Below are 26,067 nucleotides of genomic sequence, written 5' to 3'. Positions count from 1 at the left end.
GGAAAATTCTTAGAGTGAGCTGTTCAGGGCCGTAGTGAGTTTGGCCAGCGTGGCGTGGAGTTGTTCAATTTCCCCACTCGACAGTCCGGCGGCATCGGCCAGCCGTTGGGGCACGGCCTTGGATTTGGCGCTGAGGGCATGTCCAGCCTCGGTGAGGACCACGTCAACGCGGCGCTCATCCTCCGCCGAACGCCGGCGCTCCACCAGGCCGAGCCCCTCCAGGCGCTTGAGGAGCGGCGAGAGCGTGCCGGAATCGAGCCCCAGTTCGGCGCCGAGTTCGCGGACGCTTCGCGGCTCCTGCTCCCACAGCACCAGCATCACCAGGTACTGCGGGTACGTCAGGCCGAGGTCCTCCAGCACCGGGCGGTAGACCGCGGTCGCTGCTTTGGAGGCCGAATACAGCGCAAAGCAGACCTGGTGGCGGAGGCGAGGTGCATCACTCATGGATAAAACGATAGTGCACAATTCAATTGTGCACAACTCAATCGGCCAGCCATCTACCAACAGGTCGCTGATAAGTGCGTTCTGAGGGCTCAAAACGCACTTAACTGCGACTCAGTGGGGACTACTGCTCGAGGTCGCGCACTGTGCGGAGGGCTGCGCCCGTGAGGACGCGGATGGCATATCCCAGGGCACGCTCATCGACGATGAAATCGCCGCGGTGAAGGTCGTACTCCTCGCCACCAGGCGTGTGCGTACCAAGCCGCATCATGGCACCGGGGAGGTCGGCCAGGAACCACGCGAAGTCCTCACCGCCCATTGACTGTGGAGTCAGGACCACGGCGTTCTCGCCGAGCTCAGCGCGGGCCGACGCTTCGATGAGGGCCGTCTCGTGTTCCGAGTTCACCACCGGCGGCACGCCGCGCGTGTGCTCCAGATGAACATCGACGCCGTAGGGCGCGGCAACCTGCTTCACGACGTCGTCCAGCAACTCGCCCGCACTGTGCCAGGCATCGCGGTCGAGGCAACGCATGGTGCCGGCCATGTATCCGGACCCGGGGATGGCATTCGGCGCCGATCCGGCAGAAATCTGGCCCCACACCACGGACACGCCACTTCGGACGTCCACCCGGCGGGAAAGTACGGCCGGGACGTTGATGGCGATCTGCGACAAAGCGAAGACCAGGTCTTCGGTCAGGTGCGGCCGCGAAGTGTGTCCGCCACGCCCTGACAGTTCAATCTTGATGGTGTCCGACGCCGACGTGATCGCACCAATACGGGTACCGATCTGGCCTACGTTGATCCGGGGATCGCAGTGCAGCGCGAGAATACGGGGAACGCCTTCCAGCACGCCCTGCTCGATGCAGGACAAGGCACCACCGGGCATGGTTTCCTCGGCCGGCTGGAAAATGATGCGGACGGTGCCGCCCAGCGGATTGTTCTTGTGCATCCGGTGCAGCACCAGGGCAATGCCAAGCATGGTGGTGGTGTGGATGTCGTGCCCGCAAGCATGGGTTACGCCGTGGTTCTTGGAAGCGAACGGAAGACCGGTTTCTTCGATGATGGGCAGGGCATCAATGTCGCCGCGGAGCGCTGTGGCAATGGGACCTTCGCCGACATCTACCGTGAGCCCGGTGCCCTCGAGCCGGCGCGGCTTCAGGCCCGCTGCCTCGAGGCGCTCTACGAGCTTGTCCGTCGTCCTGAATTCCTTGAAGGACAGCTCAGGGTGCGCATGGAGGTCGCGCCGGAATTCGATGAGTCCGGGCAGGAATTCGTCAACCCAGGGACCGACTACAGGGGTGGGCTCGGTTTCAGTCGTGTAATTGCGCACGTCACAACTGTAGCCATCCACGGCCCCCGAAGAACGAAAGCCACCTCTTGGTTACGCCGCGTTCAGGCGCACGATAACCAAAGAGGTGGCTCACGGTATAAGCAGATGCGTTACAGCACGTCCGTATCGCCGCTGGCTTTGAGAGCGTCGACGGTGCCCTTGACCAGTTGCGCGTGTTCCTTCGTGGTCACCAGCAGGGCGTCCGGGGTGTCCACAATGACCACGTCCTTGATGCCGATGAGGGCAATAACGCGCTTGGTATCGGAAACCACCACGCCGCTGGCATTCTCCGCGAAGACGCGTGCGCCCTCGCCCAGGACGGTGACTTCGTCGACGTCGCCGGCGTTGTTCAGTCGACCGATTGCGGCGAAGTCGCCGACGTCGTCCCAACGGAAAGTGCCAGGCACGACGGCGACGTCCCCGGCTTCCGCTGCGGGCTCAGCCACGGCGTAGTCGATGGCGATCTTGGGCAGGGTTGGCCAGACACGCGCCTTGACCTCGTCGCGCTGCGGCGTGTCCCAGGCTTCGGCGATCTCCTGCAGGCCTGCGAAAAGCACCGGCTGGTTCGCTTCGAGGTGCTTCAGCATCAGGGCAACGGGCGCAACGAACATGCCCGCGTTCCAAACGTAGTCCCCGGCTTCGACGTACTTGTTGGCCACTTCCTGGCTGGGCTTCTCAACAAATTCGGCCACGGCCATGGCGTTGGGAGCGCCCTCGACGTTCAGCGCCGCGCCGGAGCGGATGTAGCCAAAGCCCGTGGACGGGTGCGTGGGCTTGATGCCGATGGTGACGATCTTGCCCTTGGCAGCCGTATAGATTGCCTCACGCACGGCCTCCTGGAAGAGATCGTCGGGGCTGATGACCTGGTCCGCGGCGAAGGAACCCATGATGGTCTCCGGATCGCGGCGGTGCAGGATCGCGGCGGCCAGTCCGATGGCAGCGCCGGAGTCTTTGGGCTCGCTTTCGAGGACGAGCTCGTCATCCCCCACCTCGGGCAGTTGACGGCACACGGCAGCACGGTGTGCCTCACCAGTCACCACCAGCACCCTATCCCCGGCCAGCGGTTGGAGCCTGTCATAGGTGGCCCTCAACAACGTGCTGCCGGAACCGGTCAGGTCGTGGAGGAACTTGGGCGCAGCGGCACGCGAGAGTGGCCACAACCGGGTCCCCACACCGCCCGCCGGAATGACCGCGTGAAAGCGGTCCAATGGCGATTCCGGGTATTTCGCGTCTTCTGTACTCACCGCAACACTTTATCCTGTGCAAGCAGGAAGCCCCGCAGAACGCCACACATGTGGCGTTCGTCTCAGGCAGCACCGAAAATCGCCTGAATCCGGGCAGGAAACATGGAATTAACAAGCAGAGAAGCCCGTCCTAAATTGAATATGCTGTGAGCGAAGCCTAGATTTAGGCGTGAGCTACGAGTGCTCTCGCAGCAGGCGTTCCCCCCGCATGGATCCCATGCCAGCGCCGCTGTGTTGCAGGAAGGTTTAATCAGTGCCGACAAAACCAGCTGGCACCTTGTACCGCGGCCGTGAAGGCATGTGGTCCTGGGTTGGACACCGTATTACCGGTGTAGTGATCTTTTTCTTCTTGTTGGTCCATGTGCTGGACACCTCATTGGTGCGCGTGTCCCCTGAGGCCTACACCGCCGTTATCGGCGCATACAAGAACCCCCTGATGGCCCTGGGTGAAACGGGCCTGGTCGCAGCGATCATCTTCCACGCCTTCAACGGCCTGCGTGTGATCGCCATCGATTTCTGGAAGAAGGGCGCGAAGTACCAGCGCCAGCTGCTGTGGATCGTGCTTGCGCTGTGGCTGGTCACGTTCGCCGGCTTCGCGATCCGCCACCTTTCCCTTGCGCTGGGAGGCCACTAAGCCATGACAACCATCGAAACACCACGCAGTGGAAAAATCGGGTCCGGGAAGATCGCACCGAAGTACAACCGCACCGGCTCCAGCCGCGGCAACTTCGAGATGATCGCCTGGCTCTTCATGCGCCTCTCCGGCATCGTCCTGGTGGTGCTGATCTTCGGCCACCTCTTCGTTAACCTGCTGGTGGGCGAAGGCATCCACGCCATCGACTTCGGCTTCGTTGCCGGCAAGTGGGCCGATCCCTTCTGGCAGTTCTGGGACCTGGCCATGCTGTGGCTTGCCATGCTTCACGGCACCAACGGTGTCCGCACCATCATCAACGACTACGCCGAGAAGGATTCCACTCGCTTCTGGCTCAAGATGGTTCTTTACGCGGCCACCCTGGTCATCATCATCCTGGGCACTCTGGTGATCTTCACCTTCAACCCGTGCCCCGTCGTCGACGGCGTTCAGCTGCCCGGCGGATTCTGCCCGGCCCCGTAGCGGGTTGTGCCACAGCGGCGCTCCGGCCCCTCCTTGGAGTAAACCGGTTCGCCTGACGTAGCGGAGCAGCCTCCGCCGACCATCTGAATTTTTGAAAGAGAGAGCATCTGGTATGCAGGTCCATAAGTACGACGTCGTCATTGTCGGTGCAGGTGGCGCCGGCATGCGCGCCGCGATCGAATCCGGTCAGCGCGCACGCACAGCGGTACTGACCAAGCTCTACCCCACCCGCTCGCACACTGGTGCGGCACAGGGTGGTATGTGTGCAGCACTGGCCAACGTCGAAGAAGACAACTGGGAATGGCACACCTTTGACACCATCAAGGGTGGCGACTACCTGGTTGACCAGGACGCAGCCGAGGTCATGGCGAAGGAAGCCATCGACGCCGTGCTGGACCTGGAAAAGATGGGCCTGCCGTTCAACCGCACGCCCGAGGGCCGGATCGACCAGCGTCGCTTCGGCGGCCACACCCGCGACCACGGCAAGGCGCCCGTTCGCCGCGCCTGCTATGCAGCGGACCGCACCGGCCACATGATCCTGCAGACGCTGTACCAAAACTGCGTCAAGCACAACGTTGAGTTCTACAACGAGTACTACGTCCTGGACTTGCTGATCGTCGAAGAAGACGCAGTGCGCGAAGACGGTACCCCGTACAAGCAGAAGCGCGTTGCCGGTGTGGTCTCCTACGACCTCGCCTCCGGCGAGCTTCACGTGTTCCAGGCCAAGTCCGTGGTCTTCGCTTCCGGTGGTGCAGGCAAGGTCTTCAAGACCACCTCCAACGCCCACACCCTCACCGGCGACGGCATGGGCATCGCGTTCCGCCGCGGCATCCCCCTGGAAGACATGGAGTTCTTCCAGTTCCACCCGACCGGCCTCGCCGGCCTGGGCATCCTCCTCACCGAGGGTGCACGTGGTGAAGGTGCCATCCTGCGTAACTCGGAAGGTGAGCGCTTCATGGAGCGCTACGCCCCCACCATCAAGGACCTCGCACCCCGTGACATCGTGGCCCGCGCCATGGCGAACGAAGTACGCGAAGGCCGCGGTTGTGGCCCGAACAAGGACTACGTCCTCCTGGACCTGACCCACCTTGAGCCGGCGCACATCGAGGCCAAGCTTCCGGACATCACCGAGTTCGCCCGCACCTACCTGGGTGTGGAACCGTTCACGGACCCCGTTCCGGTATTCCCCACTGCGCACTACGCCATGGGTGGCATCCCCACCAACATCACCACCGAGGTGCTGCAGGACAACGACACAATCGTTCCTGGCCTCTACGCAGCCGGTGAAGTCGCCTGTGTTTCCGTGCACGGTTCCAACCGCCTGGGCACCAACTCGCTCCTGGACATCAACGTGTTCGGTAAGCGGGCCGGTATCGCCGCTGCGGAGTACTCCAAGACGGCCGACTATGTTGAGCTTCCGGCTGACCCCGAAGCCATGACCCGTGGCATCCTTGACCGCCTGCTCACCGGCAACGGCACCGAGCGTGTTGCGCAGATCCGCAAGGAACTGCAGGACACCATGGACGCCAACATGCAGGTGTTCCGTACCAAGGAATCGCTGGAGCAGGTCCTTCGTGACATCGCATCCTTCGAAGAGCGGTACAAGAACGTCACGGTTCAGGACAAGGGCAAGCGCTTCAACCTGGACCTCCTGGAAGCCGTTGAGCTGGGCTTCCTCCTGGACATGGCCAAGGTCATGACCGTCGGTGCATTGCACCGTGAAGAGTCGCGCGGTGGCCACTACCGCGAGGACTTCCCGGACCGCAATGACGAAAAGTTCATGAAGCACTCCATGGCTTACCTGGACAACAACGTCACCGCCGCATCCTCGGCGGAATCTGTTGCGGGCATCCGTCTCGAGACGAAGCCCGTGATCTTCACCCGTTACGAGCCGATGGAGCGTAAGTACTAATGACGACCGAAATGGCAGAGCCCGCTTCCAAGATCGAGCTCCCGGCAAGCGTTGCCGGCGACGGTGAAATCCCCACGTTCCACATCACCCTCCGGGTACGCCGCTACGATCCGGAAATCTCGGATGAAGCACGCTGGGACGACTATAAGCTGACCATGTACGGCACGGACCGTGTGCTGGATGCCCTTCACAAGGTCAAGTGGGAGATCGACGGAACTGTTTCCTTCCGCCGCTCCTGCGCCCACGGTGTCTGTGGCTCCGATGCCATGCGCATCAACGGCCGCAACCGCCTCGCCTGCAAGACGCTGCTGAAGGACCTGGACACGTCCAAGCCCATCACCGTCGAGCCGATCAAGGGCCTCCCCGTGGAGAAGGACCTGATCGTGGACATGGAGCCCTTCTTCCAGTCCTTCCGCGAAGTCATGCCGTTCCTGATCAACAAGGGCCACGAGCCCACCAAGGAACGCCTGCAGTCCGTCGAGGACCGTGAGCGCTTTGACGACACCACCAAGTGCATCCTGTGCGCCGCCTGCACCTCGTCCTGCCCGGTCTTCTGGACCGACGGCCAGTACTTCGGTCCCGCTGCGATCGTCAACGCACACCGCTTCATCTTCGATTCCCGTGATGACGCCGGCGACATGCGCCTTGAAATCCTCAACGACAAAGAGGGTGTGTGGCGTTGCCGCACCACCTTCAACTGCTCCGAAGCATGCCCCCGTGGCATCCAGGTGACCAAGGCAATCGCCGAGGTCAAGCAGGCCATCCTGGCACGCAAGATCTAGTTAGCCGTTCCCACAAAGAACAGCACGACGACGGCGCCGCTCACCCCACATGGTGACCGGCGCCGTCGTCGTTAATCACCGTCAGCAACCGGTTATCGCAACACAAGGAGACCAGCGTGTCACGCTCTGAGAAGATCAGCTTCACGGGAAGCACCGGCGACACGCTGGCTGGCATCGTGGACGTCCCTGAGGGACCCGTTCGCGGCTGGGGTGTGTATTCGCACGGCCTGACACTGGGCAAGGACAGCCCGGCGGCCTCCCGCATCTGCAAGGGGCTCGCGGAGCAGGGTGTGGGGATGCTGCGGTTCGACAACCTCGGTCTGGGTGGTTCCGGCGGCGAGTGGTCGGCCGGCTCTTTCAGCGTCAAGGTGGCCGACACGATCCTGGCCGCAGCATTCATGCGGGAACAGGGACGGGCCATTTCCCTGCTGGTGGGTCATTCCTTTGGCGGTGCGGCGGTCCTCGCCGCTGCCCGCGACGTCCCGGGCCTCAACGCCGTGGTGACCGTGGCAGCACCTTACGAACCCAAGCACGTGGAGCATATGTTCGACGCCGAGATTGACTCCATCCTTCGTGACGGCAGCGCCGTGGTGGACCTGGGTGGCCGTCCGATGGAGGTTCGCCGCCACTTCGTGGAAGACGTGGAAAGTGCCGACCTGCGCGATTGCATCCGGACGCTCCACAAGCCCCTGATGGTGATGCACTCCCCCACCGACAACACCGTGGGCATCGACAACGCCAGCGAGATTTTCCGTACTGCCCGGCACCCCCGGAGCTTCATCTCCCTGGAGGGCAGTGAGCACCTCCTGACGGGGAAGGGCCAGGCTGCCAGGGTGGCCCGGATCATCAGTGCATGGGCGGATCCGTACCTGGAGGTCCGGGACGCCGGCTAACAGCCGGGCCCACCCAAGTAGGGGACAGCTATCGCTCCACTGACGTCTCAGTAGAGCGTTAGCTGTCCCCCAGTTGGGTGCTACTTGCCGATCGCCGCCTTGCTTTCGCTGATCCACTGTTCCGCGGCCTTCTCCGGGGCCAGCCTCTTGAAGAGCACCTCTGTGTTGATGCGGGCCGTGATCTCGGAGACGGCAGTCGAACCGGTGGGACCAATGAATGTCGGGGCGAAGTCCATCTTGCCGATCTGGTCGATATAGGCGGCCTCCACCTTGCCCTGGGGCGTCAGGAGATCCTGGATCGCCGTACGCATGCCGGAGTTGCTGGGCACGCCGCGGTCGCTTTGGATGATCTTTGCCGCGGCCTCGTTGTTGACCAGGAAGTTCACCAGTTTGGCAGCGGCGTCGGTGTGCTTGCTGCGGGCGGAGATGGTGTAGAACTGCGATGACTGAAGCCAGATGCCGGGCTTGGGGGTTTCGCCAGGCAGCTTGAGCAACTTCAGCTCGGCACCGGAGGCTTTGCTCAGCGCAGTCAGCGAATTGCTCCAGGTGAGCATCATCCCGGCCTGCCCCATGCCCATGAGCGTCTGCTCGGTGCTGACATTGAGTTTCTCAACGGTCTCCGATGCGCTGGGGGCCGCACCGGTTTCGCTGAGTTTCAACGAATAATCGAAGTAGGCCTGCACGGTGTCCTTATCCAGGCCGAGTTGGCCGTCCTGGGTGTAGAGGGACTTGCCCCGCTGGCGGGCGAAGGCATCCAAGGAGTCATGTGTCAGTACGGTGGCCGTGCCGTACGTTCCTTTGGGACTCTTGTCCGTGACGTCTTTGGCGATCCGGGCGAAGTCGTCCCAGGTCCATGAGGAGTCGTCGGGAAGTTCCACGCCGGCCGCCTGGAACACGGCGGGGTTAGCCACAATTGCCAGTGCGTTCGCGCCGGTGGACACACCGTACTGCGCGCCCTTGACCTGGCCATTCTCCAGGGCACCCGGGTCCAGTTTAGAGAGGTCCAGGGAATCCTTGACCTTGGACAGGTCCAGCAGCGCTCCCCTGTTTGCGTATTCGGCGGGGTACGCTCCGCCCATGGTAATGACGTCGGGAGCGTCGTTTGCAGCTACTTGGGTTGCGAGCTTGTCGAAGTAACCGCTGATATCGCCGTATTCGGGCTTCACCTTGATGTTGGGGTTGGCGGCCTCGAACTCCTTGATGGCTTTGCTGGTGATGTCCGCCCGGGTTGCGTTGCCCCACCAGGAGAACCTGATTTCCACTGGGCCGTTCTCCGGCTGGTTTGAGGACGGGCTGGAGCAGGCCGCAGTGAGGCCCATCAGGCCGAGAGCGGTGACGAAGGCGATGGATTTTTGGATGCTACGGAGAGATTTACGCGCCATTGGGTAAGCTTCTTTCAGACTCAAGAAAACGGTTCCTGAAACGTATCAAGGCGGTGTATATTCGTCAATAGTTTGGGGCATGAACTATATCTGCAGCAGAGGAAACCACCGTGTCGCACAGCTTGGATGACATCCAAATCAGGGATCCGTTCGTACTAACACTGCCCGCCTCCGGGCGGTATCTGCTCTTTGGCAGTACCGACCGGAACATCTGGTCCGGCCAGGCAACGGGGTTCGATTGCTACGGGAGCCGTGACCTGATCCACTGGGAGGGACCAGTGGCAGCTTTCCGCCCGTCCCCCGGCTTCTGGAGCCATGAACAGTACTGGGCTCCTGAGGTCCACGAATACCAAGGCCGGTACTTCATGTTCGCCACGTTTATTGCGCCCGGCCGACTACGTGGCACCCAGGTCCTTGCGTCGGAAGCACCGGAAGGGCCCTTCGAACCGTGGAGCGACGGTCCCCTCACGCCCCACAACTGGCAGTGCCTGGACGGGACCCTCCACGTAGATGGTGAAGGGAGGCCGTGGATGGTGTTCTGCCATGAATGGAAACAAGTGCACGACGGCACCATCATGGCCCAGCGCCTCAGCCCTGACCTCCGCACCGCCGTAGGCGTCCCGGTGTTTCTCTTTAGCGCCTCCGAGGCACCGTGGGCCCGCGCCTTGGACGTTCCATCGGTGAAAGACCGGGACTTCCCCGTGTATGTCACCGACGGTCCGTTCGTGTTCCGGCTCCGCAGCGGCAATCTCATCATGCTGTGGTCCAGCTTTGGCGACGAGGGGTACGCGATGGGGATAGCGCGCAGCCAATCAGGAACCGTTCTGGGCCCGTGGGTACAGGAAGAGGAACCGCTCTGGAGCACGGATGGCGGCCACGGCATGATCGGCCGGAATCTGGACGGAGGCCTGTTCCTGACGCTGCATCAACCCAACCAGAGCCCTCACGAGCGGGCCGCGTTCTTCCCGCTCCTGGAACTCGAAGAAACCGTTGTCCTCCACCCACAAGCCCAGGAATGTGATTCGCGCCGTGCGTAAGCCCAGCATTATCGACCGCAAGGAACTCGTCCAGCGTCACAACGTCCGGCAGGTGCGTCTTGATCCAAAGAGCCCCGTGTCCGTTGGCAACGGCGAATTCGCGTTCACCATGGACCTCACCGGACTGCAGTCATTGCCTGGTTCCTACCCAGTCGGGGCCCGCGGCGACTTGCCACCGGGCACACTCCTGGGTACGCAAGCACAGTGGGGCTGGCATTCAGTACCCCCGGAGCAGCCCTATGAACTGGCTGGCTCTACTGTCCTTTACGACTCGCCACGCGGCCCGGTGCCATACGTGGACATGGTGGGCGACATCGTTAACGACCGCGAGACGGACACGTCCCGGGCTGAAACATGGCTCCGGGCCAACGCCCACCGGCTGGACCTGGGCCGCATTGGATTCCGCTGGGTCACCGACGGTAACGAGCACCCGCTCGAAGAAGCCGACGTCACTGACACCGAACAAACGCTGGATCTCTGGGCGGGCGTCGTGACCAGCCTCTTCGCCGTGGCCGGACTGCCTGTGAAAGTCACGACGGCGTGCCACCCGGACCGTGACGAACTCGCGGTCCGCGTTGAGTCACCTGCCTTGGGTGCAGGCTTGGTGGTCGGCATTGATTTTCCGTACGGCTCCGAGGCGTGGCACGACGCCGCGGACTGGGACAGCCCGGCCGCCCACACCACTGTGCTGGGCGAACCCACCTCCTCGGCAGGTCATGAGGGAGCTGACGCTTGGCCGGTCCACCGCGAGCTGGATAACTCGCGCTATCTGATGGTGATTAACGGGCAGAACCTTGCAGTTGAACACACCGGGCAGCATCACCTCCGGATAGCTCCAGCATCCGACGGCCCGGACGGCACGGGGATTCTGGACTTCTCCGTCTCCTTCACCCCATCCGGCGATGGTGACTGCATCGCGCGGGGCACCCATCGGCCTGCCGGCGTGGCACCCGAGGCGAGCGGCCACGCGATGACGGGACACGGCGTCGGGCTTTCCCCGTCGGGCAGGGTGACCGCAGCAGCGGCAGCCCACTGGCCACAGTTCTGGTCCGCTGGCGGAGCCATCGAGCTTAATGCCACGAAGGATCCCCGCGCCCAGGAACTCGAACGCAGGATTGTGCTGTCCCAATATCTGACCGCGATCAACTCCTCCGGTTCGTTGCCACCGCAGGAAACCGGGCTGGTGTGCAATTCGTGGCGCGGACGCTTCCATCTGGAAATGCACTGGTGGCACGCCGCGCACTTCGCCCTTTGGGACCGGTCGGAGCTGCTCCTGCCGTCCCTGCGCTGGTACTCCACAGTGTTGGAGACATCACGACGGACCGCCAAGGCCCAAGGATTCGACGGCGTACGGTGGCCCAAGCAGGTAGGGCCCGACGGCCGGGAAAGTCCCAGCCCCATCGGGACATTCCTGATCTGGCAGCAACCGCACCCCATCTACCTGGCGGAACTCGTATACCGGGCGAACCCCAGCCGGGACGTGCTGGAGGAGTTCGCGGAGATCGTCTTCGAGTCGGCGGCCTTCATGGCCAGTTTCGCCCATCCCACCCCCCGCGGGTTCGAACTGGGGCCACCCTTGATCCCGGCACAGGAAAGCTACGGCTCAATCCGGACCAACGTCACCAACCCCACGTTTGAGCTGGCCTACTGGCAGTGGGGGCTCAGGACTGCGGCGTTGTGGCGGGCGCGTCTGGGACTTGGGCCCGTGGAGGAATGGTCGGAAGTATCGGAGGGCCTGGTGCGCCCACGGGTACTCAACGGAGTCTACGCTGCGATCGACGTCGAACCATTCACCATCCGCACTGACCACCCCTCCATGCTGTGTGCCCTCGGAGTTCTCCCGCAGACGGGCTTGGTTGATCCGGCCATCATGCGCGCAACCCTCAATGATGTCCTGGACGACTGGGACTGGGGCAGCACATGGGGCTGGGATTATCCAGTGATGGCCATGACCGCAGCCCGGCTGGAAGACCCCGAAGCTGCAGTGGACGCGCTCCTCCTCGACGCAGGGAAGAACACGTTCCTGGTCAACGGGCACAACCGCCAGACGGACTCGCTCCCCCTCTATCTGCCGGGGAACGGTGGGCTGCTCGCCGCGGTGGCACTGATGGCGGCCGGCTGGGACAACGGACCGGACCGGCATGCGCCCGGCTTCCCGGCCGACTGGACCGTCGCATGGGAAGGGCTGGTGCGGGCCCCGTAGAGCGCCAACTCAGGAGCGGTGGGGCTTCAATTCCGGCGGGGACCCACGGCAGCCCCAACAAGGGCGCCGATGCCCACACCAATGAGGATGCCCAGGAAAGGCGAGTTGAAGATCAGTTGGCCAACAACAAGGCCCGCCGCAGCGCCGACGAGACAGGAGATCCACAGCTGGTTGTTCATTCGCGCCTCCCGGGGCCAGAAAAGAGTCAGGTACGGGGCGCTACGCGGCGCGAACCAAGGACCTTCTTGCGGGGCGCCTCCCCCGATTCAGCATCAGCTTCCCGAATTGCCGCCCACGAAGCCGAGACCAGATAGACCTGGCTCACCAGGTTGAACCAGATCAGCAGGCCGATGATGATGGCGAAGGACGCCAGGACGGGATTGTTCCCGGAGCGGGCCAGGAGCTCGGTGCTGAAGAACTGGAGGACGGTGGTTCCGACCCCGGCCAGCACCACCCCTTCAAGGAAGGAACGGCGCCCCAACTTCAGGCCAGCGGCGACACGGAACAGTACTGCCGCCGTCGCGCAGTTCAAAAGGAGTGGAACCACGATCTTGACGGTGGCGGCGATGGGCGCTGCCACCTCCTCGTTTAGCTTCAGCAAGCCGATGAACCAATCCGCGGCTGTACCGAAGATCAACGAGGCTCCGGCGCTGATCACCAGGATGACGCCGAGGAGCAGGAGCGTGCCGGCGTCGATGGCTTTCTGCAGGAGCGCATTTCGCACCAGGGGGCCTGCGTTCATGACCCCTCGAAGACCTTCCCTGACGCTGGCAATCCAACCCAGGGACGTGAAAATGGTGACCGCCGCCGCGATGAGCGCCGTCCACCCCAGCCCGGACGGGTTGAGCAGCGTCTGTGGATCCACCAGCCCTTTACCGCCGTCGACCTGCAGGAGCCCTGGGGCGGCGGCGGCCACGCTGCTGATGACGGCGTCTTCGAGGACCGGATTGCCGCCCAGGACGATTCCGGCGATCGCGAAACCGGTGGTGAGGAGACCCGTCACCGAGAAGAACATGTTGAAGCCAATGCCCGCGCTGAGCAAAGGGCCGTGCTGCCGCGAGTAATGCTGGAAGGAGCGCATGGCGCGGTTGGTGTTCAGCCTGGCCATGAAGACAGCGAAAAATGCTCCTGCCCTGGCGGGCAACCCCGCTCCGGAACGCTTGGCGTGGCCCAATTCCTGCCGTTTACGGAGAAGCTCCAGTTTGAGCTTCGCCAGCTCAGTTGGAAGCGGAGGAGTGTCCGCCTCCGTGGCTTGTATCCGCTTGCTGTTCCTCGTCAGTATCGCCGCCAAAGTCGAGCTCTTCCCGTAGCTGCCAAATTCCATTGGTGTCGTGCTCGTAAAGTCCCATGCTAACCACAGGGAACGTGGCCCGGTAATCCCTGAGCACCGTTTCGGCTTCATCAAGGTTTTTCTGGGCGACGTCGTGGGCTACCGTGACGTGCGGGTGGTAGGGGAAGGGAAGCCTCCGCTCGAGCGGGCCGCTTTGCAGCTTCTCGTGCAGTTGCACGCACTCCTCAAAGCCTTCTTCGACGTTGACGAACACAACGGGTGAGACAGGCCGGAAGGAACCGGTGCCCGAGATGGTGATGTTGAAGGGCTCCTGGGTTTTGGCGACCGCGCGCACGTGTTCGCGGGTGGCTGCCCAGTCCTGGGTGGGGGTGGTGGTGATCAGCGTGATGTGCGCCGGAATGACCTCGGCCATGGGATCACCGAAGGATGCCCGCCATTCCTGGAGCTCACGGGCGATCTCCGGCGGGAAGCCGAGAATCACCCCCACGCACATGGTGTCACCGGCACCGCAATCGGCGCCGGTGACAGCGGGCTGGCGAGAATCGTCCGGACCGACACCCTTCCGGGCGTCGGTCTTGACGTTAAGCTGGCCAGCAGAGCACATGGGCTTAGCGGACTCCCTGCTCGCCGCGTACGGCGTCCCCGCGATACGGAAGGAAGCCGACCTTGGAATAGACATCGGCGAGGGTTGCTGAGGCGATCTCGCGGGCTTTGTCCGCGCCGAGAGCCAGCAGACGGTCGAGTTCCGCAGGATCCGCCAACAGTTCGTTGGCCCGTTCCCGGATGGGTGCAAGGTGGGTGGAGACGAGTTCGGCAAGGTCCACCTTGAGGTGGCCGTACATCTTGCCCTGGTAGTCAGCCACGATCTTCTCTACGGGGGTGCCGCTGATGGCCGAGTAGATGGTCAGGAGGTTTGAAACGCCCGGCTTGTTCTCGCGGTCGTAGCGGATCTCCGTCTCGGTGTCCGTGACAGCGGACTTGATGCGCTTGGCCACTGTCTTGGGGTCGTCGAGGAGATTGATCAAACCGGCCGGTGATTCCGCGGACTTGGACATCTTTGCCGTGGGGTTCTGGAGATCGTAGATCTTGGCCGATTCCTTCTGAATGAAGGCTTCGGGGACCTGGAACGTCTCGCCAAACCGGCTGTTGAAGCGGTTGGCGAGGTCGCGGCTCAGTTCCACGTGCTGGCGCTGGTCTTCGCCAACGGGCACGCCGTGCGGCTGGTAAAGCAGGATGTCGGCGGCCTGCAGGATGGGGTACGTGAACAGGCCGACGCTGGCGTGGTCCGAGCCCTGCTTCTGTGCCTTGTCCTTGAACTGGGTCATGCGGGCGGCTTCACCCATGCCCGTGATGCAGTTCAGGACCCAGGCCAACTGGGCGTGCTCGGGAACCTGGGACTGGACGAACAGTGTGCACTTGTCCACGTCCACACCGCCTGCAATGTACTGCGCGGCGGTTACACGGGTGCGACGGGCAAGTTCGGCCGGATCCTGCGGCACGGTGATGGCGTGAAGGTCCGGGATGAAGAAGACGGCGTCGTACTCGTCCTGCATCCGGACCCAGTTGACCAAGGCGCCCAGGTAGTTGCCAAGGTGCAGGGAATCGGCCGAAGGCTGCATCCCTGAGAGGACGCGATGCTTGGCACCAACGGCCAATTTGGTGGACGTGGCGGCGGCGGTGCCGGTTTCAGTCGTGATGGAACTGGTCATGGAGAAATTACCTTCGGAAGCTCAGAGCCGGTAGTCGACTACCAGCGGTGCGTGGTCAGAGAAGCGGGTGTCCCACGAAGGCGCCCGGTCAACCACAGCCGAGAAAGCGGCTGCTGCGAGGCCCGGGGTGGCCAGGTGGTAGTCGATGCGCCAGCCAGTGTCAGTATCAAAGGCCTTACCGCGCTGGGACCACCAGGTGTAGGGGCCGGCGACGTTTCCTGCCAGGCCCCTGTGGACATCCCTCCATCCGATCTCTTCGCCGAGGAAGCGGTCGAAGTACGCCCGCTCCTCCGGGAGGAAGCCGGCACGCTTGACGTTGCCCTTCCAGTTCTTGATGTCGAGTTCTGTGTGTCCGACGTTGAGATCGCCCACCACCAAAGCGTGGTCGCTGTGCTTGGCGAGCTCGGGCAGGCGGACGGTCATGGCGTCCAGGAAGCGGAATTTGTCGTCCTGCTTGGGGGTTCCCACTTCTCCGGAGTGCACGTAGGCGCTGACAACGGTGAGGGTGGCGGACTCTCCGGCACTGGTCTTGACGGTGTAATCCGCTTCAACCCAGCGCCCGGAGGTGTCGAAGTAGTCGTCGCCGATGCCAACACGGGTGGCCGTGGGCTCGTCGCGGGAAGCAATGGCAACACCGGCGCGGCCCTTGGCCTCAGCTTCGGTGTGAAGGATGTGCCAGCCCTCGCCGATCAGCTTCCTGACGATGTCGTCAGGGGCGCGGACTTCCTGCAGGCAGAGAATGTCTACCTCGCGGGGCTCCAGCCATTCCGCCATGCCGTTCTTGTAGGCAGCCCGCAGGCCATTGACGTTGACTGATGCGATGCGAAGGAAATCCTTCTTCAATGCCGTACTCACCCGGTCCACTCTAGTCGATGATGGTTCCGGCCACGGGCTCCTCCGAGCCACCGGAGGACTTGATCATGTCCCGGGCGTTGGTTGCCGTGATGGCGATGGTTTCCAGTGCGCGATTGATGGTGTCCTGGTCCGCCGCGGCGCCCTTGGCACGTTCTTCGTCCACCACGCGTACCTGCACCTGCACGATCTTGAAGGAGTGGTCCAACTTGAGGTCGCGGACTTCGTCTGCCTGGCTGCGCTCAGCTACCACGCGGGTGCCGCCGTTGTCAGTGACAGTCGACGACGGCGCGCGGCCGGTTGCCGAGTTGAACGCAGCTTGGGCTTCGCTCAGTTTTGCCCCGGCCCGCTGCGCGGCCTTGCGAATGCTCAGGACCACGAAGGTGGCCAGAGCCAGCCATCCGAAGGCTACAACCGCGACGACCCAGCCCACAACGTCGTTCTGGTTGGCCGCGAAGATGACGGCAACCAGGAAGGCGATGATGACGACGGTCATCCCCAGGCCACCAATGCGGAAGCCCTTGAACATGCCTTTGCCGGCGGGGGACGTGGACGGGTGCGGGTCACCGAGAGATTGCATGGCTCCATTCTCTCAAACGTGCCATGGTGCCTGTGCCGGCTTCCACGGACGGCGAACACGGGATTTTTTGCATTGGCTGTACAAAATCTCCATCATTTCAGGAACAGCTGGCGCAGCCTTCCAGTAGTGAGCATGATGCCGAGCGCGATCATCACCACGTAGTAGCCCACATGGATGGCAGTAGCCGGGCTGAACGAACCCACGCTGATCTGCCGGAGCAGCTCCACCCCGTGCCACAGGGGCATGGCCTGGATGAACCACTGGATCACCTGCGGGTAGACACTCAGCGGGTAGAACGTGGCGCTGAACAGGAACATGGGCAGCAGGAAGAAGTTGATCCAGTCCATCTGTTGGAAGGTCTTCATGAAGCTGGTAATGCCCATGCCAAAGCTTGCAAACCCAAAGGCGATCAACACGGACGCCGGGATGACAAGGATGGCCCACCAACTGGTAAGCAGCCCCATCACCCCCATGACGGCGGTGAACCCGGTGGCGTACAGCAAGCCGCGCAGCAGGGCCAGGAAGATCTCGCCGATGGCAACGTCCAGCGGCCCCAGTGAGGTGTAGAGCATTCCTTGGTATAGCTTGGCGAAGTTCATCTTGAAAAAGACGTTCCACGTGGAGTCGTAGATTGCCCCGTTCATTGCCGAAACCGCGAGCAGCGCCGGGGCAATGTAGGCCGCGTAGCTGATTTCCTCGCCGCCCGGCCCCTGGACCGTACCGACGATCGAGCCCATGCCCACGCCCATGGCGAGCAGGAACAGAACGGGCTCAAAGAACCCGGACACCAGCACCAGCCAGGTGCTGCTCTTGGCCGCCATCAGCCCACGGCCCACAACAGCCTTCGCATTGCGGGAGTACAGGGAACCGAACTTCCGCTCGCGCGCAAGATCCGTGGCGCTGTGGCCACCTGTCAGGACACTCATGAGCCCATCCTTTTCACGAACTGGCGACGGACGAGCACCCAGCCGACGGTGGCCGTTGCCAGCAGGAACACCACATGGGTGATGGTCAGCACAGGGTTTTGGTCCATGCCATACGTGAAGACGCGTCCCAACTCCGTTCCATGCCAAACCGGCGAGATCCACCCGATCCAGCGGACGGCCAACGGCAGGGTATCAAGCGGGAAGAACGTGCCCGAGAAAAGGAACAACGGCATCACGATGAACCGCTGGACCAAGGCGAACTGCCCCTTGTCCTGGGTGATACTCGCGGCGTAGGCCATCAGCGGCAGGCCGAAGGACAGTGCCGCCACTGTTGCCACGATGGCCGATACCCAACCCCACGGACTTGGGGACGCACCGAACAGGGCCACCACCACGAAGTAGACCACCGATTGCAGCAGGAACCGGACCGTGCTGGCCATGATGTGGCCACTGGCGATCTGTTGCGGAATCAACGGCGAAGCGTGGGGGCCGTAGAACACCCGGCGCCATTTGAAGCCGTCCATAATGGGGTACGAGAACTCCCCCGACGCCGTCATCACCGCCGCGGAGACCAGCAGGGCCGGCGCCACGAACTCGAGGTAGCTGACGCCGCCGAAGGCCGCCTCGCTGTTGGCGTCCACCAAACTGGCGAGCCCAACCCCCATGGCGAACAGGTACGCCACCGGCTGGCCCACACTGTAAAGGACCACGGACCAGCCGTAGTTGCGCATGACGCGGAGCACCTGTTCGGCGTAGAAAAACGCACCCCAGCGCCGCGCCCTGGCGGCCGAGACGGCAGGTGAATGGGCCCGCAGCGGTGGCGCCGCCGTCGTGATTGGTTTGTTCGCCGAGTCAGTCAACAAGGCTCCTACCGGTCAGCCGCAGGAACACGTCCTCCAGCGATGATCGGCGCACCAGCGACGTCATGGGCCGCAGCCCCCGCGACGTGACCTGCTCCAACGCGGCCTCGCCGTCGTGCGCGTAGATGAGCACGCGGTCGGGCAGCGTCTCCAGCCGCTCACCGATGCCTTGGAGTTCGACGCCGATGGTCGCGTTCCGCTCGGATCCGAACCTGAGTTCAAGTACTTCGCGCGAGGAGTGCTCGCGGATCAGGTGGGCCGGCGACCCCTCAGCCATGATGCGGCCTTTGTCCACCACGATCAGTCGGTCGCAGAGTTGCTCGGCCTCGTCCATGTAGTGCGTGGTGAGGATGAGCGTCACTCCGCTCTCCTTGAGCCGGAACAGCCGGTCCCAGAGAATGTGCCGGGCTTGCGGATCCAGGCCCGTGGTGGGCTCATCGAGGAGGAGGATTCGAGGCTCGTTGATGAGTGAGCGGGCGATGGTGAGCCGCCTTTTCATGCCGCCGGACAGCGCATCCACCTTCGAGTTGGCTTTGTCCGTCAGCTGCGCGAACTCGAGGAGTTCGTCGGCTTTGGGCCGCAGGTAGCTCAGCGGAAGGCCGAAGTAGCGCCCGTACACGATCAGGTTCTCGCGGACTTTCAGCTCTTCGTCGAGGTTGTCCTGCTGCGGGACCACGCCCAGGTGCGCGCGCACTTCGGGGCCGTGCGACTCGGGATCCAGGCCCATGATGCTGAGCGAGCCCGAGGTGCGCTGGGAGACGCCGCCGATCATTCTCATGGTGGTGGACTTCCCGGCACCGTTGGGCCCAAGAAGGCCGAAGGACTGTCCAGCAGGCACGTCGAAGGAGATGTTGTCCACGGCGGTGAGCTCACCATAGGCCTTGGTGAGGTTCCGCGCACTGATGACGGTCGGCTGGTTCATGTCGAAGCTGGTTTGCAACGATTCTGACGGTGTTGGTGAGGGTGTCTGAGAGCGGGTTGCTTCATTGTGCACCCTCAGCAGACTAGTAGCGCCGGGGAATATGTGAAAGGGCTCTTGCAGATATTCCTGCAAGAACCCTCTCGCTTAGCCTGCCGCGCTGCTCGCTTAGCCTGCCGCGCCGGTCAGCCGCCCGGCCGCGCCGCTCAGCTGCCCGGTTGCGAGCGCAGCACCTCCAGCCGCTGCCGGAACTCGGTCTCGTCAATCTCGCCGCGCGCATACCGCTCCCGCAATACACCCTCGGCGCCTTGGGTTGCGGCCCAGTGATGGTTGCGGCGCCAGGTACGGCGGCCCACGAAAATGAACAAGCCGATCACGATGATCCAGAACAACGGGAACAGCAGGAAGAACGGCCAGTACGGCCCGTCGCCCCAAGGACCGTGCGCGGCGACGGTGGCCGGCAACTGGGCCAGCGCTCCCCCAAGCGTGGTGGTCTCTCCGACGATCGAGGTCAATGCGGTGAACATGTCAGTGATCCAAACTCTCTCCGCCGATGCCCGGCGTGAACCGTCTTTCGGCTCTGGTTCGAGTCTGCTCGGGCGCGGCCGGCGAGGCGTCCGCCGTCGGGAGTCACCTTCGGGCAGCGGGCTACTCCCGGCGGAGTCGCTCCAGGCGGGTCAGCTGCTCCACCCGGGCCTCACCAGCCCGGATTCGTACGCCAGGACCACCAGTTGGGACCGGTCGCGGACCATCAGCTTGGTCATGATGCGCGAAACATGGGTCTTGGCTGTGAGCGGTGTGATGAAGAGCCGTTCGGCGATCTCGGCGTTGTTCAGGCCCTCGCCCACCAGGGCAAGGACTTCGCGTTCACGCTCGGTCACCTGCTCCAGCGGGACCGCCTTGCCGGCAGCACGGCTCTGCGATGCCAACTGGGCCATGATCCGCCGGGTGACCGACGGGGAGAGCAGCGCGTCTCCATCGTGGACCACACGTACGGCCCGGATGAGCTCGGCCGGCTCGGTGTCCTTGACCAGGAAGCCTGCGGCTCCGGCCCGCACGGCTTCGGCGATGTACTCGTCCAGTTCGAACGTGGTGAGGATGATGACGCGCGTGCCTGCCAGGGCCGGGTCGCCCAGGATTTTGCGGGTGGCGGTGAGGCCGTCGTCGTCCGGCATGCGGAGGTCCATGAGGATGACGTCGGGCCTGTCCCGGGTCGCGAGGCGGACAGCGTCGCGGCCGGTGCCGGCCTCCCCCACCACTTCCATGTCCGGTTCGGCGTCCAGGAGCGCGCGGAAGCCAGCCCGGATGAGGGTTTGGTCGTCGACCAGGAGGATGCGGATCATGGGCGGTTTCCTTCTTGGTGGATCGGCAAGGTTGCTTCGACGCGCAAGCCCGGTTCCCGGCTGTGAAGCGTGAGCGACCCGCCCAAGGCGACAGCCCTCTCACGCATCCCCGTGAGGCCGTTGCCGGGGAGCGCGCCGCCCATGCCCGCGCCGTCGTCGTCAATGGTCACCGTCAGCGCCCCGCCGGTTTGGGTAATGCGTACGACGGCGGACCGGGCACCTGAGTGCCTGCCGACGTTGGTCAGGGCTTCCTGGGTGATCCGGTAGGCGGCTTCCTGCTGGGCGGGGCCGACACGTTGATGGTCTGCGTTGTCTTCCAGCGTCACCCGGAGACCACCGACCTCCGCGTTTCGCAGCAGCTCGGGGACACGGGCCAGCGTGGGCCGCACGGCGGGGGCCAGCGGAACGTCCTCGCGCAGCACACCCAGGAGCTGGCGGACCTCTGTCAATGACTCCTTGCTGGCGGCCTTGATGGCTTCGAGGGCGGGCCTGAGCTTCTCCGGATCGTCGGCACCAACATGCAAGGCCACGGACGCTTGGACGTTGATCATGGAAAGGGAATGGGCCACAACGTCGTGGATGTCGCGGGCCAGGGTAAGCCGGTACTCGTCGCGTTCCGCTTTCTGTGCTTCCTCGCGGCGCCGTCGGTATTCGGCGAACCGCTCGCTCCGCCGTCGGAAGCTTTGCCCCACAACGACCAGGATCGCGGCCCAGGCGACACCCGCGGACGCACGCACCGGCCAGTTCTCGTCGCCTGTCAATGCTGACCCGACGACGACCGCCGCGGCCGCGATACCGGCGCCAGCCCACGCTTGCCACCGCAGCCCTGCAGCTGCGGTGAGCACGATTGCGAGCGCCAAGGACAGGACGATGGGCCCCCAGGCGTAGCCGAACGCCAAGTAGGCTCCGGTAGCGACGAGCGCGACCGGGAGCATCACTTGCGGCTCCCGCTTCCGGTACGCCAGCCCGGCCGGACCGGCGAGGAGCAGCAGGATCGCCAGCGCATCCAAGGGCCGTGGCGCATCCTGGTGGCCTGCAGAGAACAGCGTCCCCACCACCTGGATCACAGCCACCGTGATGACGATGAAACTTGTGGGCGGGCCCGCGAAACGGCGGGGGCCTGTGATGTGCTGTGGCCCCGGACTCCACGCGGGCTCAGGGGAACGGGGCTGCATACACAGAGCCTAGCCGTGGTTGTTGTGTGGCGTCGTCGGGTTAACGGAGCAGGGCGCCTACTCCGTGGGGAGTAGGCGCCCTGCTGTGTTCGCGGGAACCTAGGCGATGCCGGCCTGGCGTTCGGCGCTCTCCACCACGTTGGCAAGCAGCATGGCGCGGGTCATCGGGCCCACGCCGCCCGGGTTCGGGGACAGCCAGGCGGCGACGTCGGCAGCGGCCGGGTCCACGTCTCCGGTGACAACAGCCTTGCCGTTGCCGTCGTCCACGCGGCTGACGCCGACGTCGAGCACGATGGCGCCCGGCTTGAGGTCTTCAGCCTTGATCATGTGCGGGACACCGGCGGCGGCGATCACGACGTCGGCCTGCTTGAGTTCTGCGGGCAGGTCCACGGTCCCGGTGTGGGCGAGGATGACGGTTGCGTTGACTTCCTTGCGGGTCAGGAGCAAGCCGATGGGACGGCCGATGGTGACGCCGCGGCCGACCACCAGGACACGCTTGCCCTTGAGTTCGATGTTGTGGCGGCGGAGCAGCTCCACACAGCCCTTGGGCGTGCAGGGCAGCGGCGACTTCATCTCACCGTTGACGTTGGCCACCAGGCGGCCCAGGTTCATCGGGTGCAGGCCGTCGGCGTCCTTCTCAGGGTCCATGGCTTCGAGGATGACGTCCTGGTCAATGTGCTTGGGCAGCGGAAGCTGGACGATGTACCCGGTGCATTCCGGGTTGTCGTTGAGCTCGCGGACAACCTCCAGGAGGTCCTCCTGGCTGATGTCCTCGGGGAGGTCGCGGCGGATGGACTGGATGCCAACCTCGGCGCAGTCCTTGTGCTTGCCGCCGACGTACCAGGTGCTGCCGGGGTCCGAACCCACCAGGATGGTGCCCAGGCCGGGGACGATTCCCTTGGCGGCGAGGACGGAAACGCGAGTGGTCAGTTCTGCCTTGATGGCTGCGGCGGTGGCCTTGCCGTCAAGGATCTGTGCGGTGGACTGTGTCATTCCATCTGCTCTTTCTGGTGGGTGACCTGTTGGCTCATGCCAACGGGATCCGCCGCCGAAGATGTGGCGGCGGATCCCGTCGGCTCCGGTTCAATGCCCGGGCGGTGCTTCCTTTATCCGCGGTAACGCGGATTTACCACTGCTCGTGCTGCGGGTACAGCGGGAAGTCAGCGGCCAGCTTGTCGACGCGTGCCTGGAGGGCTTCGACATCCGTGGCGGAGCCCGCCTTCAGTGCGGTGGCGATGATCTCGGCAACCTCGGTGAACTCGGTGGCACCAAATCCGCGGGTCGCCAGGGCAGGCGTACCGATGCGGAGGCCGGAGGTGACCATCGGCGGGCGGGGATCGAACGGAACAGCGTTGCGGTTCACGGTGATGCCCACGGAGTGCAGGAGGTCTTCGGCCTGCTGGCCGTCCAGCTGCGAGTTGCGCAGGTCAACCAGGACCAGGTGAACGTCGGTGCCGCCGGTGAGGACCGAGACGCCGGCTTCGGCGACGTCGGCCTGGTTCAGGCGGTCAGCGATGATCTTGGCACCTTCGAGAACACGCTCCTGGCGCTCCTTGAACTCTTCGCTGCCTGCGATCTTGAAGGCAACAGCCTTGGCCGCGATCACGTGCATGAGCGGCCCGCCCTGCTGACCCGGGAAGACGCTGGAGTTGAGCTTCTTGGCCCACTCCTGCTTGCCAAGGATCACACCGGAACGGGGGCCGGCCAGGGTCTTGTGCACGGTGGAGGTGACGACGTCGGAGTGCGGGACCGGGCTCGGGTGCAGTCCTGCTGCAACGAGGCCGGCGAAGTGCGCCATGTCGGTCCACAGGAGTGCACCGACTTCGTCGGCGATGGAGCGGAAGGCGGCGAAATCGAGGTGGCGCGGGTACGCGGACCAGCCGGCAATGATGACCTGCGGCTTCTCGGCGATGGCCTGCTCACGGAGCTTGTCCATGTCGATGCGGAAGTTGTCTTCTTCAACCTGGTAAGCCGCTACGTTGTAGAGCTTGCCGGAGAAGTTGAGCTTCATGCCGTGGGTCAAGTGTCCACCGTGGGCCAGGGACAGGCCCAGGATCTTGTCGCCCGGGGTGATCATGGCGGAGAGCGCTGCGGCGTTTGCCTGGGCACCGGAGTGCGGCTGGACGTTGGCGTATTCGGCGCCGAACAGTTCCTTGACGCGGTCGATGGCGAGCTGCTCAGCGACGTCGACATATTCACAACCGCCGTAGTAGCGGCGGCCCGGGTAACCCTCGGCGTACTTGTTGGTCAGGACGGAGCCCTGGGCTTCCATGACGGCGCGGGGGGCGAAGTTTTCGGACGCAATCATTTCCAGGGTGCCGCGCTGGCGGCCAAGCTCCTGGTTGAGGACTGCTGCGATCTCGGGATCGAGATCGGCGAGCGACTGGTTGCTGACAGACGCGGAAGTGGTTGTGGTAGTCACGGAGATCTCCTGGCTAGGCAACGGGTGGTGCTACAGGTCAGGCTACCGGCAGCAGCATTCCCGCGTCCCCTTGATTACTGAGGAATCGGTCACGTGCGTGCAACGGTAAGACATGACCCTCGGCCCAGGCGTACGATCCGTGGTCTTCGTGATTGCCGCTCCCTGGTGGTAGTCCACCCAACGCCAGTTGCGACCCATTAACAGTACAACAAGGCAGCACGGGTAGGCTTATCCGCGTGACTGACTCCGCCGCTTTCGTTGTAACCCTGTCCTGCCCCGACCGTCCCGGCATCGTGCACGCGGTAGCCGGAGCCTTGCTCGAGGCCGGTTGCAACATTGCCGACTCCCAGCAGTACGGAAGCCCCAGCACCGGCAACTTCTTCATGCGCGTGGAGGCAACGACGTCCAGCACCCAAGCGGACCTGACCGCTGCACTGCGGCCGGTGGCTGAGTCGTTCGGCATGACCTGGCAGATTAACCCCGTCGCTGAGAAGGTCCGCACCATCATCCTGTGCTCCAAGGACGCGCACTGCCTCAACGACCTGTTGTTCCAGCAGCGCTCCGGCACCTTGCCCATCGAGGTTCCGGCCATCGTGTCGAACCACCGCGACCTGGAGTCGCTGGCGGAGTTCTACGGCATCCCGTTCCACCACATCCCCGTAACTCCGGACACCAAGCCGCAGGCCGAGGCTGCACTGCTGAAGCTGATCGCCGAGCACGACGTCGAACTGACCGTCCTGGCCCGGTACATGCAGGTCCTCTCCAATGATCTGTGCACGGAGTTGAACGGCAAGGCCATCAACATCCACCACTCGTTCCTCCCGTCGTTCAAGGGCGCCAAACCGTACCACCAGGCCCACGCACGCGGCGTGAAGATCATTGGCGCAACGGCACACTATGTGACCGCCGACCTCGACGAGGGTCCGATCATCGAGCAGGAAGTCATCCGCGTGGACCACGCCCGTACGGCTGCCCAGTTCGTCCAGATGGGCCGCGACGTTGAAGGCCGCACCTTGGCCCAGGCCGTGCAGTGGCATGCCGAACACCGGGTGCTCCTGGACGGCACCCGGACCGTGGTGTTCAACTAAGGCCCCGCCGCGCCCAACTAAGCTGGGCGCATGGCTCCCTCTTACACTTTCGCCGGGGACACCCCGGACATCCATGAATCTGCTTTCGTGGCGCCCACCGCGTCCATCATTGGCAAGGCCACGCTGGCCCAGGACTCCAGTGCCTTCTACGGCGTCTCCGTCCGCGCCGATACGGCCGCCATCAAGGTCGGCGCGGGTTCGAACCTGCAGGACAACGTAGTCCTGCACGCCGACCCCGGTTTCCCTTGCACCGTGGGCGAGCGCGTCTCCGTTGGGCACAGCGCTGTAGTCCATGGCTGCACCGTGGAGGACGACTGCCTGATCGGCATGAGCGCCACCATTCTCAACGGCGCCGTGATCGGCACAGGCTCCCTCATTGCTGCCGGTGCCGTGGTGTTGGAAGGAACGGTCATTCCCCCGCGCTCCCTGGTTGCAGGTGTCCCAGCGAAGGTCCGGCGGGAACTTACGGACGACGAGTTTGAGGGCGTCAAGCACAACGCAACCCACTACAAGGAACTCGCAGCAGCACACCGGGAAATGCACGCTTAAATGACCAATGCGAGG

27 protein-coding genes and 1 riboswitch are annotated in these 26,067 nt (G+C 63.8%); of the genes, 9 read left to right on the top strand and 18 right to left on the bottom strand.

Annotated elements, in window-relative coordinates:
- Positions 1 to 9: 9 nt before the first annotated feature.
- The 3 genes from J2Y68_RS05540 to J2Y68_RS05530 all read right to left on the bottom strand — a co-directional run bounded on the left by J2Y68_RS05540 (position 10) and on the right by J2Y68_RS05530 (position 3,015).
- Positions 10 to 444 carry a MarR family winged helix-turn-helix transcriptional regulator gene (locus J2Y68_RS05540; RefSeq protein WP_309990780.1) on the bottom strand — a complete coding sequence of 145 codons (435 nt, stop codon included), beginning with the start codon at positions 442 to 444 and terminating at the stop codon, positions 10 to 12.
- A 121-nt stretch (positions 445 to 565) separates the two neighbouring features.
- Complete coding sequence (locus J2Y68_RS05535; RefSeq protein WP_309990778.1) at positions 566 to 1,771, bottom strand: amidohydrolase; 1,206 nt, start codon at positions 1,769 to 1,771, stop codon at positions 566 to 568.
- 110 nt (positions 1,772 to 1,881) lie between these two features.
- Positions 1,882 to 3,015, bottom strand: a complete 1,134-nt coding sequence (locus tag J2Y68_RS05530) for a mannose-1-phosphate guanylyltransferase (protein WP_309990775.1) — start codon at positions 3,013 to 3,015, stop codon at positions 1,882 to 1,884.
- Between the two features lie 253 nt (positions 3,016 to 3,268).
- Here J2Y68_RS05530 and sdhC point away from each other — a divergent pair, with 253 nt between their 5' ends.
- From sdhC to J2Y68_RS05505, 5 genes are all read left to right on the top strand, one after another.
- A complete protein-coding gene (gene sdhC, locus J2Y68_RS05525) occupies positions 3,269 to 3,649 on the top strand; it encodes a succinate dehydrogenase, cytochrome b556 subunit (protein ID WP_211713083.1) in 381 nt (126 codons plus the stop codon).
- 3 nt (positions 3,650 to 3,652) lie between these two features.
- On the top strand, positions 3,653 to 4,129 hold the full coding sequence (locus tag J2Y68_RS05520) for a succinate dehydrogenase hydrophobic membrane anchor subunit (RefSeq protein WP_011773977.1): 477 nt from the start codon (positions 3,653 to 3,655) through the stop codon (positions 4,127 to 4,129).
- 112 nt (positions 4,130 to 4,241) lie between these two features.
- On the top strand, positions 4,242 to 6,041 hold the full coding sequence (gene sdhA / locus J2Y68_RS05515) for a succinate dehydrogenase flavoprotein subunit (protein ID WP_309990769.1): 1,800 nt from the start codon (positions 4,242 to 4,244) through the stop codon (positions 6,039 to 6,041).
- Entirely contained in the window at positions 6,041 to 6,823 is a 783-nt protein-coding gene (locus J2Y68_RS05510; RefSeq protein WP_211713080.1) for a succinate dehydrogenase iron-sulfur subunit, read from the top strand. The genes sdhA and J2Y68_RS05510 overlap by 1 nt, the downstream gene beginning before the upstream one ends.
- A gap of 116 nt (positions 6,824 to 6,939) precedes the next feature.
- Positions 6,940 to 7,716 carry an alpha/beta hydrolase gene (locus tag J2Y68_RS05505; RefSeq protein WP_309990766.1) on the top strand — a complete coding sequence of 259 codons (777 nt, stop codon included), beginning with the start codon at positions 6,940 to 6,942 and terminating at the stop codon, positions 7,714 to 7,716.
- An 80-nt stretch (positions 7,717 to 7,796) separates the two neighbouring features.
- On the opposite strand, the gene J2Y68_RS05500 is transcribed toward J2Y68_RS05505, so the two are convergent.
- Positions 7,797 to 9,098, bottom strand: a complete 1,302-nt coding sequence (locus J2Y68_RS05500; protein ID WP_309990763.1) for an ABC transporter substrate-binding protein — start codon at positions 9,096 to 9,098, stop codon at positions 7,797 to 7,799.
- Between the two features lie 110 nt (positions 9,099 to 9,208).
- On the opposite strand from J2Y68_RS05500, the gene J2Y68_RS05495 reads away from it, so the two are divergent.
- Positions 9,209 to 10,135: a glycoside hydrolase family 43 protein gene (locus tag J2Y68_RS05495; RefSeq protein ID WP_309990760.1), complete on the top strand. Its 927-nt coding sequence runs from the start codon at positions 9,209 to 9,211 to the stop codon at positions 10,133 to 10,135.
- A 109-nt stretch (positions 10,136 to 10,244) separates the two neighbouring features.
- Positions 10,245 to 12,338: a hypothetical protein gene (locus J2Y68_RS05490; protein WP_309991637.1), complete on the top strand. Its 2,094-nt coding sequence runs from the start codon at positions 10,245 to 10,247 to the stop codon at positions 12,336 to 12,338.
- A 26-nt stretch (positions 12,339 to 12,364) separates the two neighbouring features.
- On the opposite strand, the gene J2Y68_RS05485 is transcribed toward J2Y68_RS05490, so the two are convergent.
- The 14 genes from J2Y68_RS05485 to glyA all read right to left on the bottom strand — a co-directional run bounded on the left by J2Y68_RS05485 (position 12,365) and on the right by glyA (position 24,415).
- On the bottom strand, positions 12,365 to 12,517 hold the full coding sequence (locus J2Y68_RS05485) for a glycine zipper domain-containing protein (RefSeq protein WP_309990758.1): 153 nt from the start codon (positions 12,515 to 12,517) through the stop codon (positions 12,365 to 12,367).
- A 26-nt stretch (positions 12,518 to 12,543) separates the two neighbouring features.
- A complete protein-coding gene (locus J2Y68_RS05480; RefSeq protein ID WP_309990755.1) occupies positions 12,544 to 13,629 on the bottom strand; it encodes a YihY/virulence factor BrkB family protein in 1,086 nt (361 codons plus the stop codon).
- Entirely contained in the window at positions 13,556 to 14,233 is a 678-nt protein-coding gene (locus J2Y68_RS05475; protein ID WP_309990752.1) for a 2'-5' RNA ligase family protein, read from the bottom strand. The genes J2Y68_RS05480 and J2Y68_RS05475 overlap by 74 nt, the downstream gene beginning before the upstream one ends.
- Positions 14,234 to 14,237: 4 nt before the next feature.
- Positions 14,238 to 15,338 (bottom strand): tryptophan--tRNA ligase, encoded by a 1,101-nt coding sequence (gene trpS / locus J2Y68_RS05470; RefSeq protein WP_309990750.1) that lies wholly within the window; start codon positions 15,336 to 15,338, stop codon positions 14,238 to 14,240.
- A 21-nt stretch (positions 15,339 to 15,359) separates the two neighbouring features.
- The gene (locus J2Y68_RS05465) at positions 15,360 to 16,193 is read right to left on the bottom strand and encodes an exodeoxyribonuclease III (protein WP_309990747.1); all 834 of its coding nucleotides are present in this window, start codon (positions 16,191 to 16,193) and stop codon (positions 15,360 to 15,362) included.
- A 10-nt stretch (positions 16,194 to 16,203) separates the two neighbouring features.
- Positions 16,204 to 16,770, bottom strand: coding sequence for a hypothetical protein (locus J2Y68_RS05460; protein ID WP_309990744.1), 567 nt, complete (start codon positions 16,768 to 16,770; stop codon positions 16,204 to 16,206).
- A 92-nt stretch (positions 16,771 to 16,862) separates the two neighbouring features.
- A complete protein-coding gene (locus J2Y68_RS05455; protein ID WP_309990741.1) occupies positions 16,863 to 17,696 on the bottom strand; it encodes an ABC transporter permease in 834 nt (277 codons plus the stop codon).
- The gene (locus J2Y68_RS05450; protein ID WP_397334649.1) at positions 17,693 to 18,556 is read right to left on the bottom strand and encodes an ABC transporter permease; all 864 of its coding nucleotides are present in this window, start codon (positions 18,554 to 18,556) and stop codon (positions 17,693 to 17,695) included. Before J2Y68_RS05450 ends, J2Y68_RS05455 begins: the two co-directional genes overlap by 4 nt.
- Entirely contained in the window at positions 18,549 to 19,478 is a 930-nt protein-coding gene (locus J2Y68_RS05445; RefSeq protein ID WP_309990740.1) for an ABC transporter ATP-binding protein, read from the bottom strand. Before J2Y68_RS05445 ends, J2Y68_RS05450 begins: the two co-directional genes overlap by 8 nt.
- A gap of 203 nt (positions 19,479 to 19,681) precedes the next feature.
- Positions 19,682 to 20,002, bottom strand: coding sequence for an SHOCT domain-containing protein (locus J2Y68_RS05440; protein ID WP_309990737.1), 321 nt, complete (start codon positions 20,000 to 20,002; stop codon positions 19,682 to 19,684).
- Between the two features lie 150 nt (positions 20,003 to 20,152).
- Positions 20,153 to 20,818, bottom strand: a complete 666-nt coding sequence (locus J2Y68_RS05435; RefSeq protein ID WP_309990734.1) for a response regulator transcription factor — start codon at positions 20,816 to 20,818, stop codon at positions 20,153 to 20,155.
- Positions 20,815 to 21,993 (bottom strand): sensor histidine kinase, encoded by a 1,179-nt coding sequence (locus J2Y68_RS05430; RefSeq protein WP_309990732.1) that lies wholly within the window; start codon positions 21,991 to 21,993, stop codon positions 20,815 to 20,817. The genes J2Y68_RS05435 and J2Y68_RS05430 overlap by 4 nt, the downstream gene beginning before the upstream one ends.
- A gap of 99 nt (positions 21,994 to 22,092) precedes the next feature.
- The gene (locus J2Y68_RS05425) at positions 22,093 to 22,986 is read right to left on the bottom strand and encodes a bifunctional methylenetetrahydrofolate dehydrogenase/methenyltetrahydrofolate cyclohydrolase (RefSeq protein ID WP_309990729.1); all 894 of its coding nucleotides are present in this window, start codon (positions 22,984 to 22,986) and stop codon (positions 22,093 to 22,095) included.
- A 133-nt stretch (positions 22,987 to 23,119) separates the two neighbouring features.
- Positions 23,120 to 24,415, bottom strand: a complete 1,296-nt coding sequence (gene glyA / locus J2Y68_RS05420) for a serine hydroxymethyltransferase (protein WP_309990727.1) — start codon at positions 24,413 to 24,415, stop codon at positions 23,120 to 23,122.
- A 115-nt stretch (positions 24,416 to 24,530) separates the two neighbouring features.
- A riboswitch (ZMP/ZTP riboswitch) is annotated at positions 24,531 to 24,616 on the bottom strand.
- 35 nt (positions 24,617 to 24,651) lie between these two features.
- Here glyA and purU point away from each other — a divergent pair.
- On the top strand, positions 24,652 to 25,503 hold the full coding sequence (gene purU / locus J2Y68_RS05415) for a formyltetrahydrofolate deformylase (RefSeq protein WP_309990724.1): 852 nt from the start codon (positions 24,652 to 24,654) through the stop codon (positions 25,501 to 25,503).
- 30 nt (positions 25,504 to 25,533) lie between these two features.
- Positions 25,534 to 26,052, top strand: a complete 519-nt coding sequence (locus tag J2Y68_RS05410) for a gamma carbonic anhydrase family protein (RefSeq protein ID WP_309990721.1) — start codon at positions 25,534 to 25,536, stop codon at positions 26,050 to 26,052.
- Positions 26,053 to 26,067 lie beyond the last annotated feature (15 nt).

The organism is Paenarthrobacter nitroguajacolicus, from assembly GCF_031455195.1.
GTDB classification, from domain to species: Bacteria; Actinomycetota; Actinomycetes; order Actinomycetales; family Micrococcaceae; genus Arthrobacter; species Arthrobacter nitroguajacolicus_D.
Note: the sequence above shows the minus strand (reverse complement) of the source record. Positions and strands in the feature narration are given on the sequence as shown.

Excerpts from the sequence above, each read along its gene's own strand:
- J2Y68_RS05540 (WP_309990780.1), bottom strand. The coding sequence starts at position 444 with ATGAGTGATGCACCTCGCCTCCGCCACCAGGTCTGCTTTGCGCTGTAT.
- J2Y68_RS05520 (WP_011773977.1), top strand. The coding sequence starts at position 3,653 with ATGACAACCATCGAAACACCACGCAGTGGAAAAATCGGGTCCGGGAAG.
- sdhA (WP_309990769.1), top strand. The coding sequence starts at position 4,242 with ATGCAGGTCCATAAGTACGACGTCGTCATTGTCGGTGCAGGTGGCGCC.
- J2Y68_RS05510 (WP_211713080.1), top strand. The coding sequence starts at position 6,041 with ATGACGACCGAAATGGCAGAGCCCGCTTCCAAGATCGAGCTCCCGGCA.
- J2Y68_RS05500 (WP_309990763.1), bottom strand. The coding sequence starts at position 9,098 with ATGGCGCGTAAATCTCTCCGTAGCATCCAAAAATCCATCGCCTTCGTC.
- J2Y68_RS05490 (WP_309991637.1), top strand. The coding sequence starts at position 10,245 with ATGGACCTCACCGGACTGCAGTCATTGCCTGGTTCCTACCCAGTCGGG.
- J2Y68_RS05485 (WP_309990758.1), bottom strand. The coding sequence starts at position 12,517 with ATGAACAACCAGCTGTGGATCTCCTGTCTCGTCGGCGCTGCGGCGGGC.
- J2Y68_RS05475 (WP_309990752.1), bottom strand. The coding sequence starts at position 14,233 with ATGTGCTCTGCTGGCCAGCTTAACGTCAAGACCGACGCCCGGAAGGGT.
- trpS (WP_309990750.1), bottom strand. The coding sequence starts at position 15,338 with ATGACCAGTTCCATCACGACTGAAACCGGCACCGCCGCCGCCACGTCC.
- J2Y68_RS05460 (WP_309990744.1), bottom strand. The coding sequence starts at position 16,770 with ATGCAATCTCTCGGTGACCCGCACCCGTCCACGTCCCCCGCCGGCAAA.
- J2Y68_RS05455 (WP_309990741.1), bottom strand. The coding sequence starts at position 17,696 with ATGAGTGTCCTGACAGGTGGCCACAGCGCCACGGATCTTGCGCGCGAG.
- J2Y68_RS05445 (WP_309990740.1), bottom strand. The coding sequence starts at position 19,478 with ATGAACCAGCCGACCGTCATCAGTGCGCGGAACCTCACCAAGGCCTAT.
- J2Y68_RS05440 (WP_309990737.1), bottom strand. The coding sequence starts at position 20,002 with ATGTTCACCGCATTGACCTCGATCGTCGGAGAGACCACCACGCTTGGG.
- J2Y68_RS05435 (WP_309990734.1), bottom strand. The coding sequence starts at position 20,818 with ATGATCCGCATCCTCCTGGTCGACGACCAAACCCTCATCCGGGCTGGC.
- J2Y68_RS05430 (WP_309990732.1), bottom strand. The coding sequence starts at position 21,993 with ATGCAGCCCCGTTCCCCTGAGCCCGCGTGGAGTCCGGGGCCACAGCAC.
- J2Y68_RS05425 (WP_309990729.1), bottom strand. The coding sequence starts at position 22,986 with ATGACACAGTCCACCGCACAGATCCTTGACGGCAAGGCCACCGCCGCA.
- J2Y68_RS05410 (WP_309990721.1), top strand. The coding sequence starts at position 25,534 with ATGGCTCCCTCTTACACTTTCGCCGGGGACACCCCGGACATCCATGAA.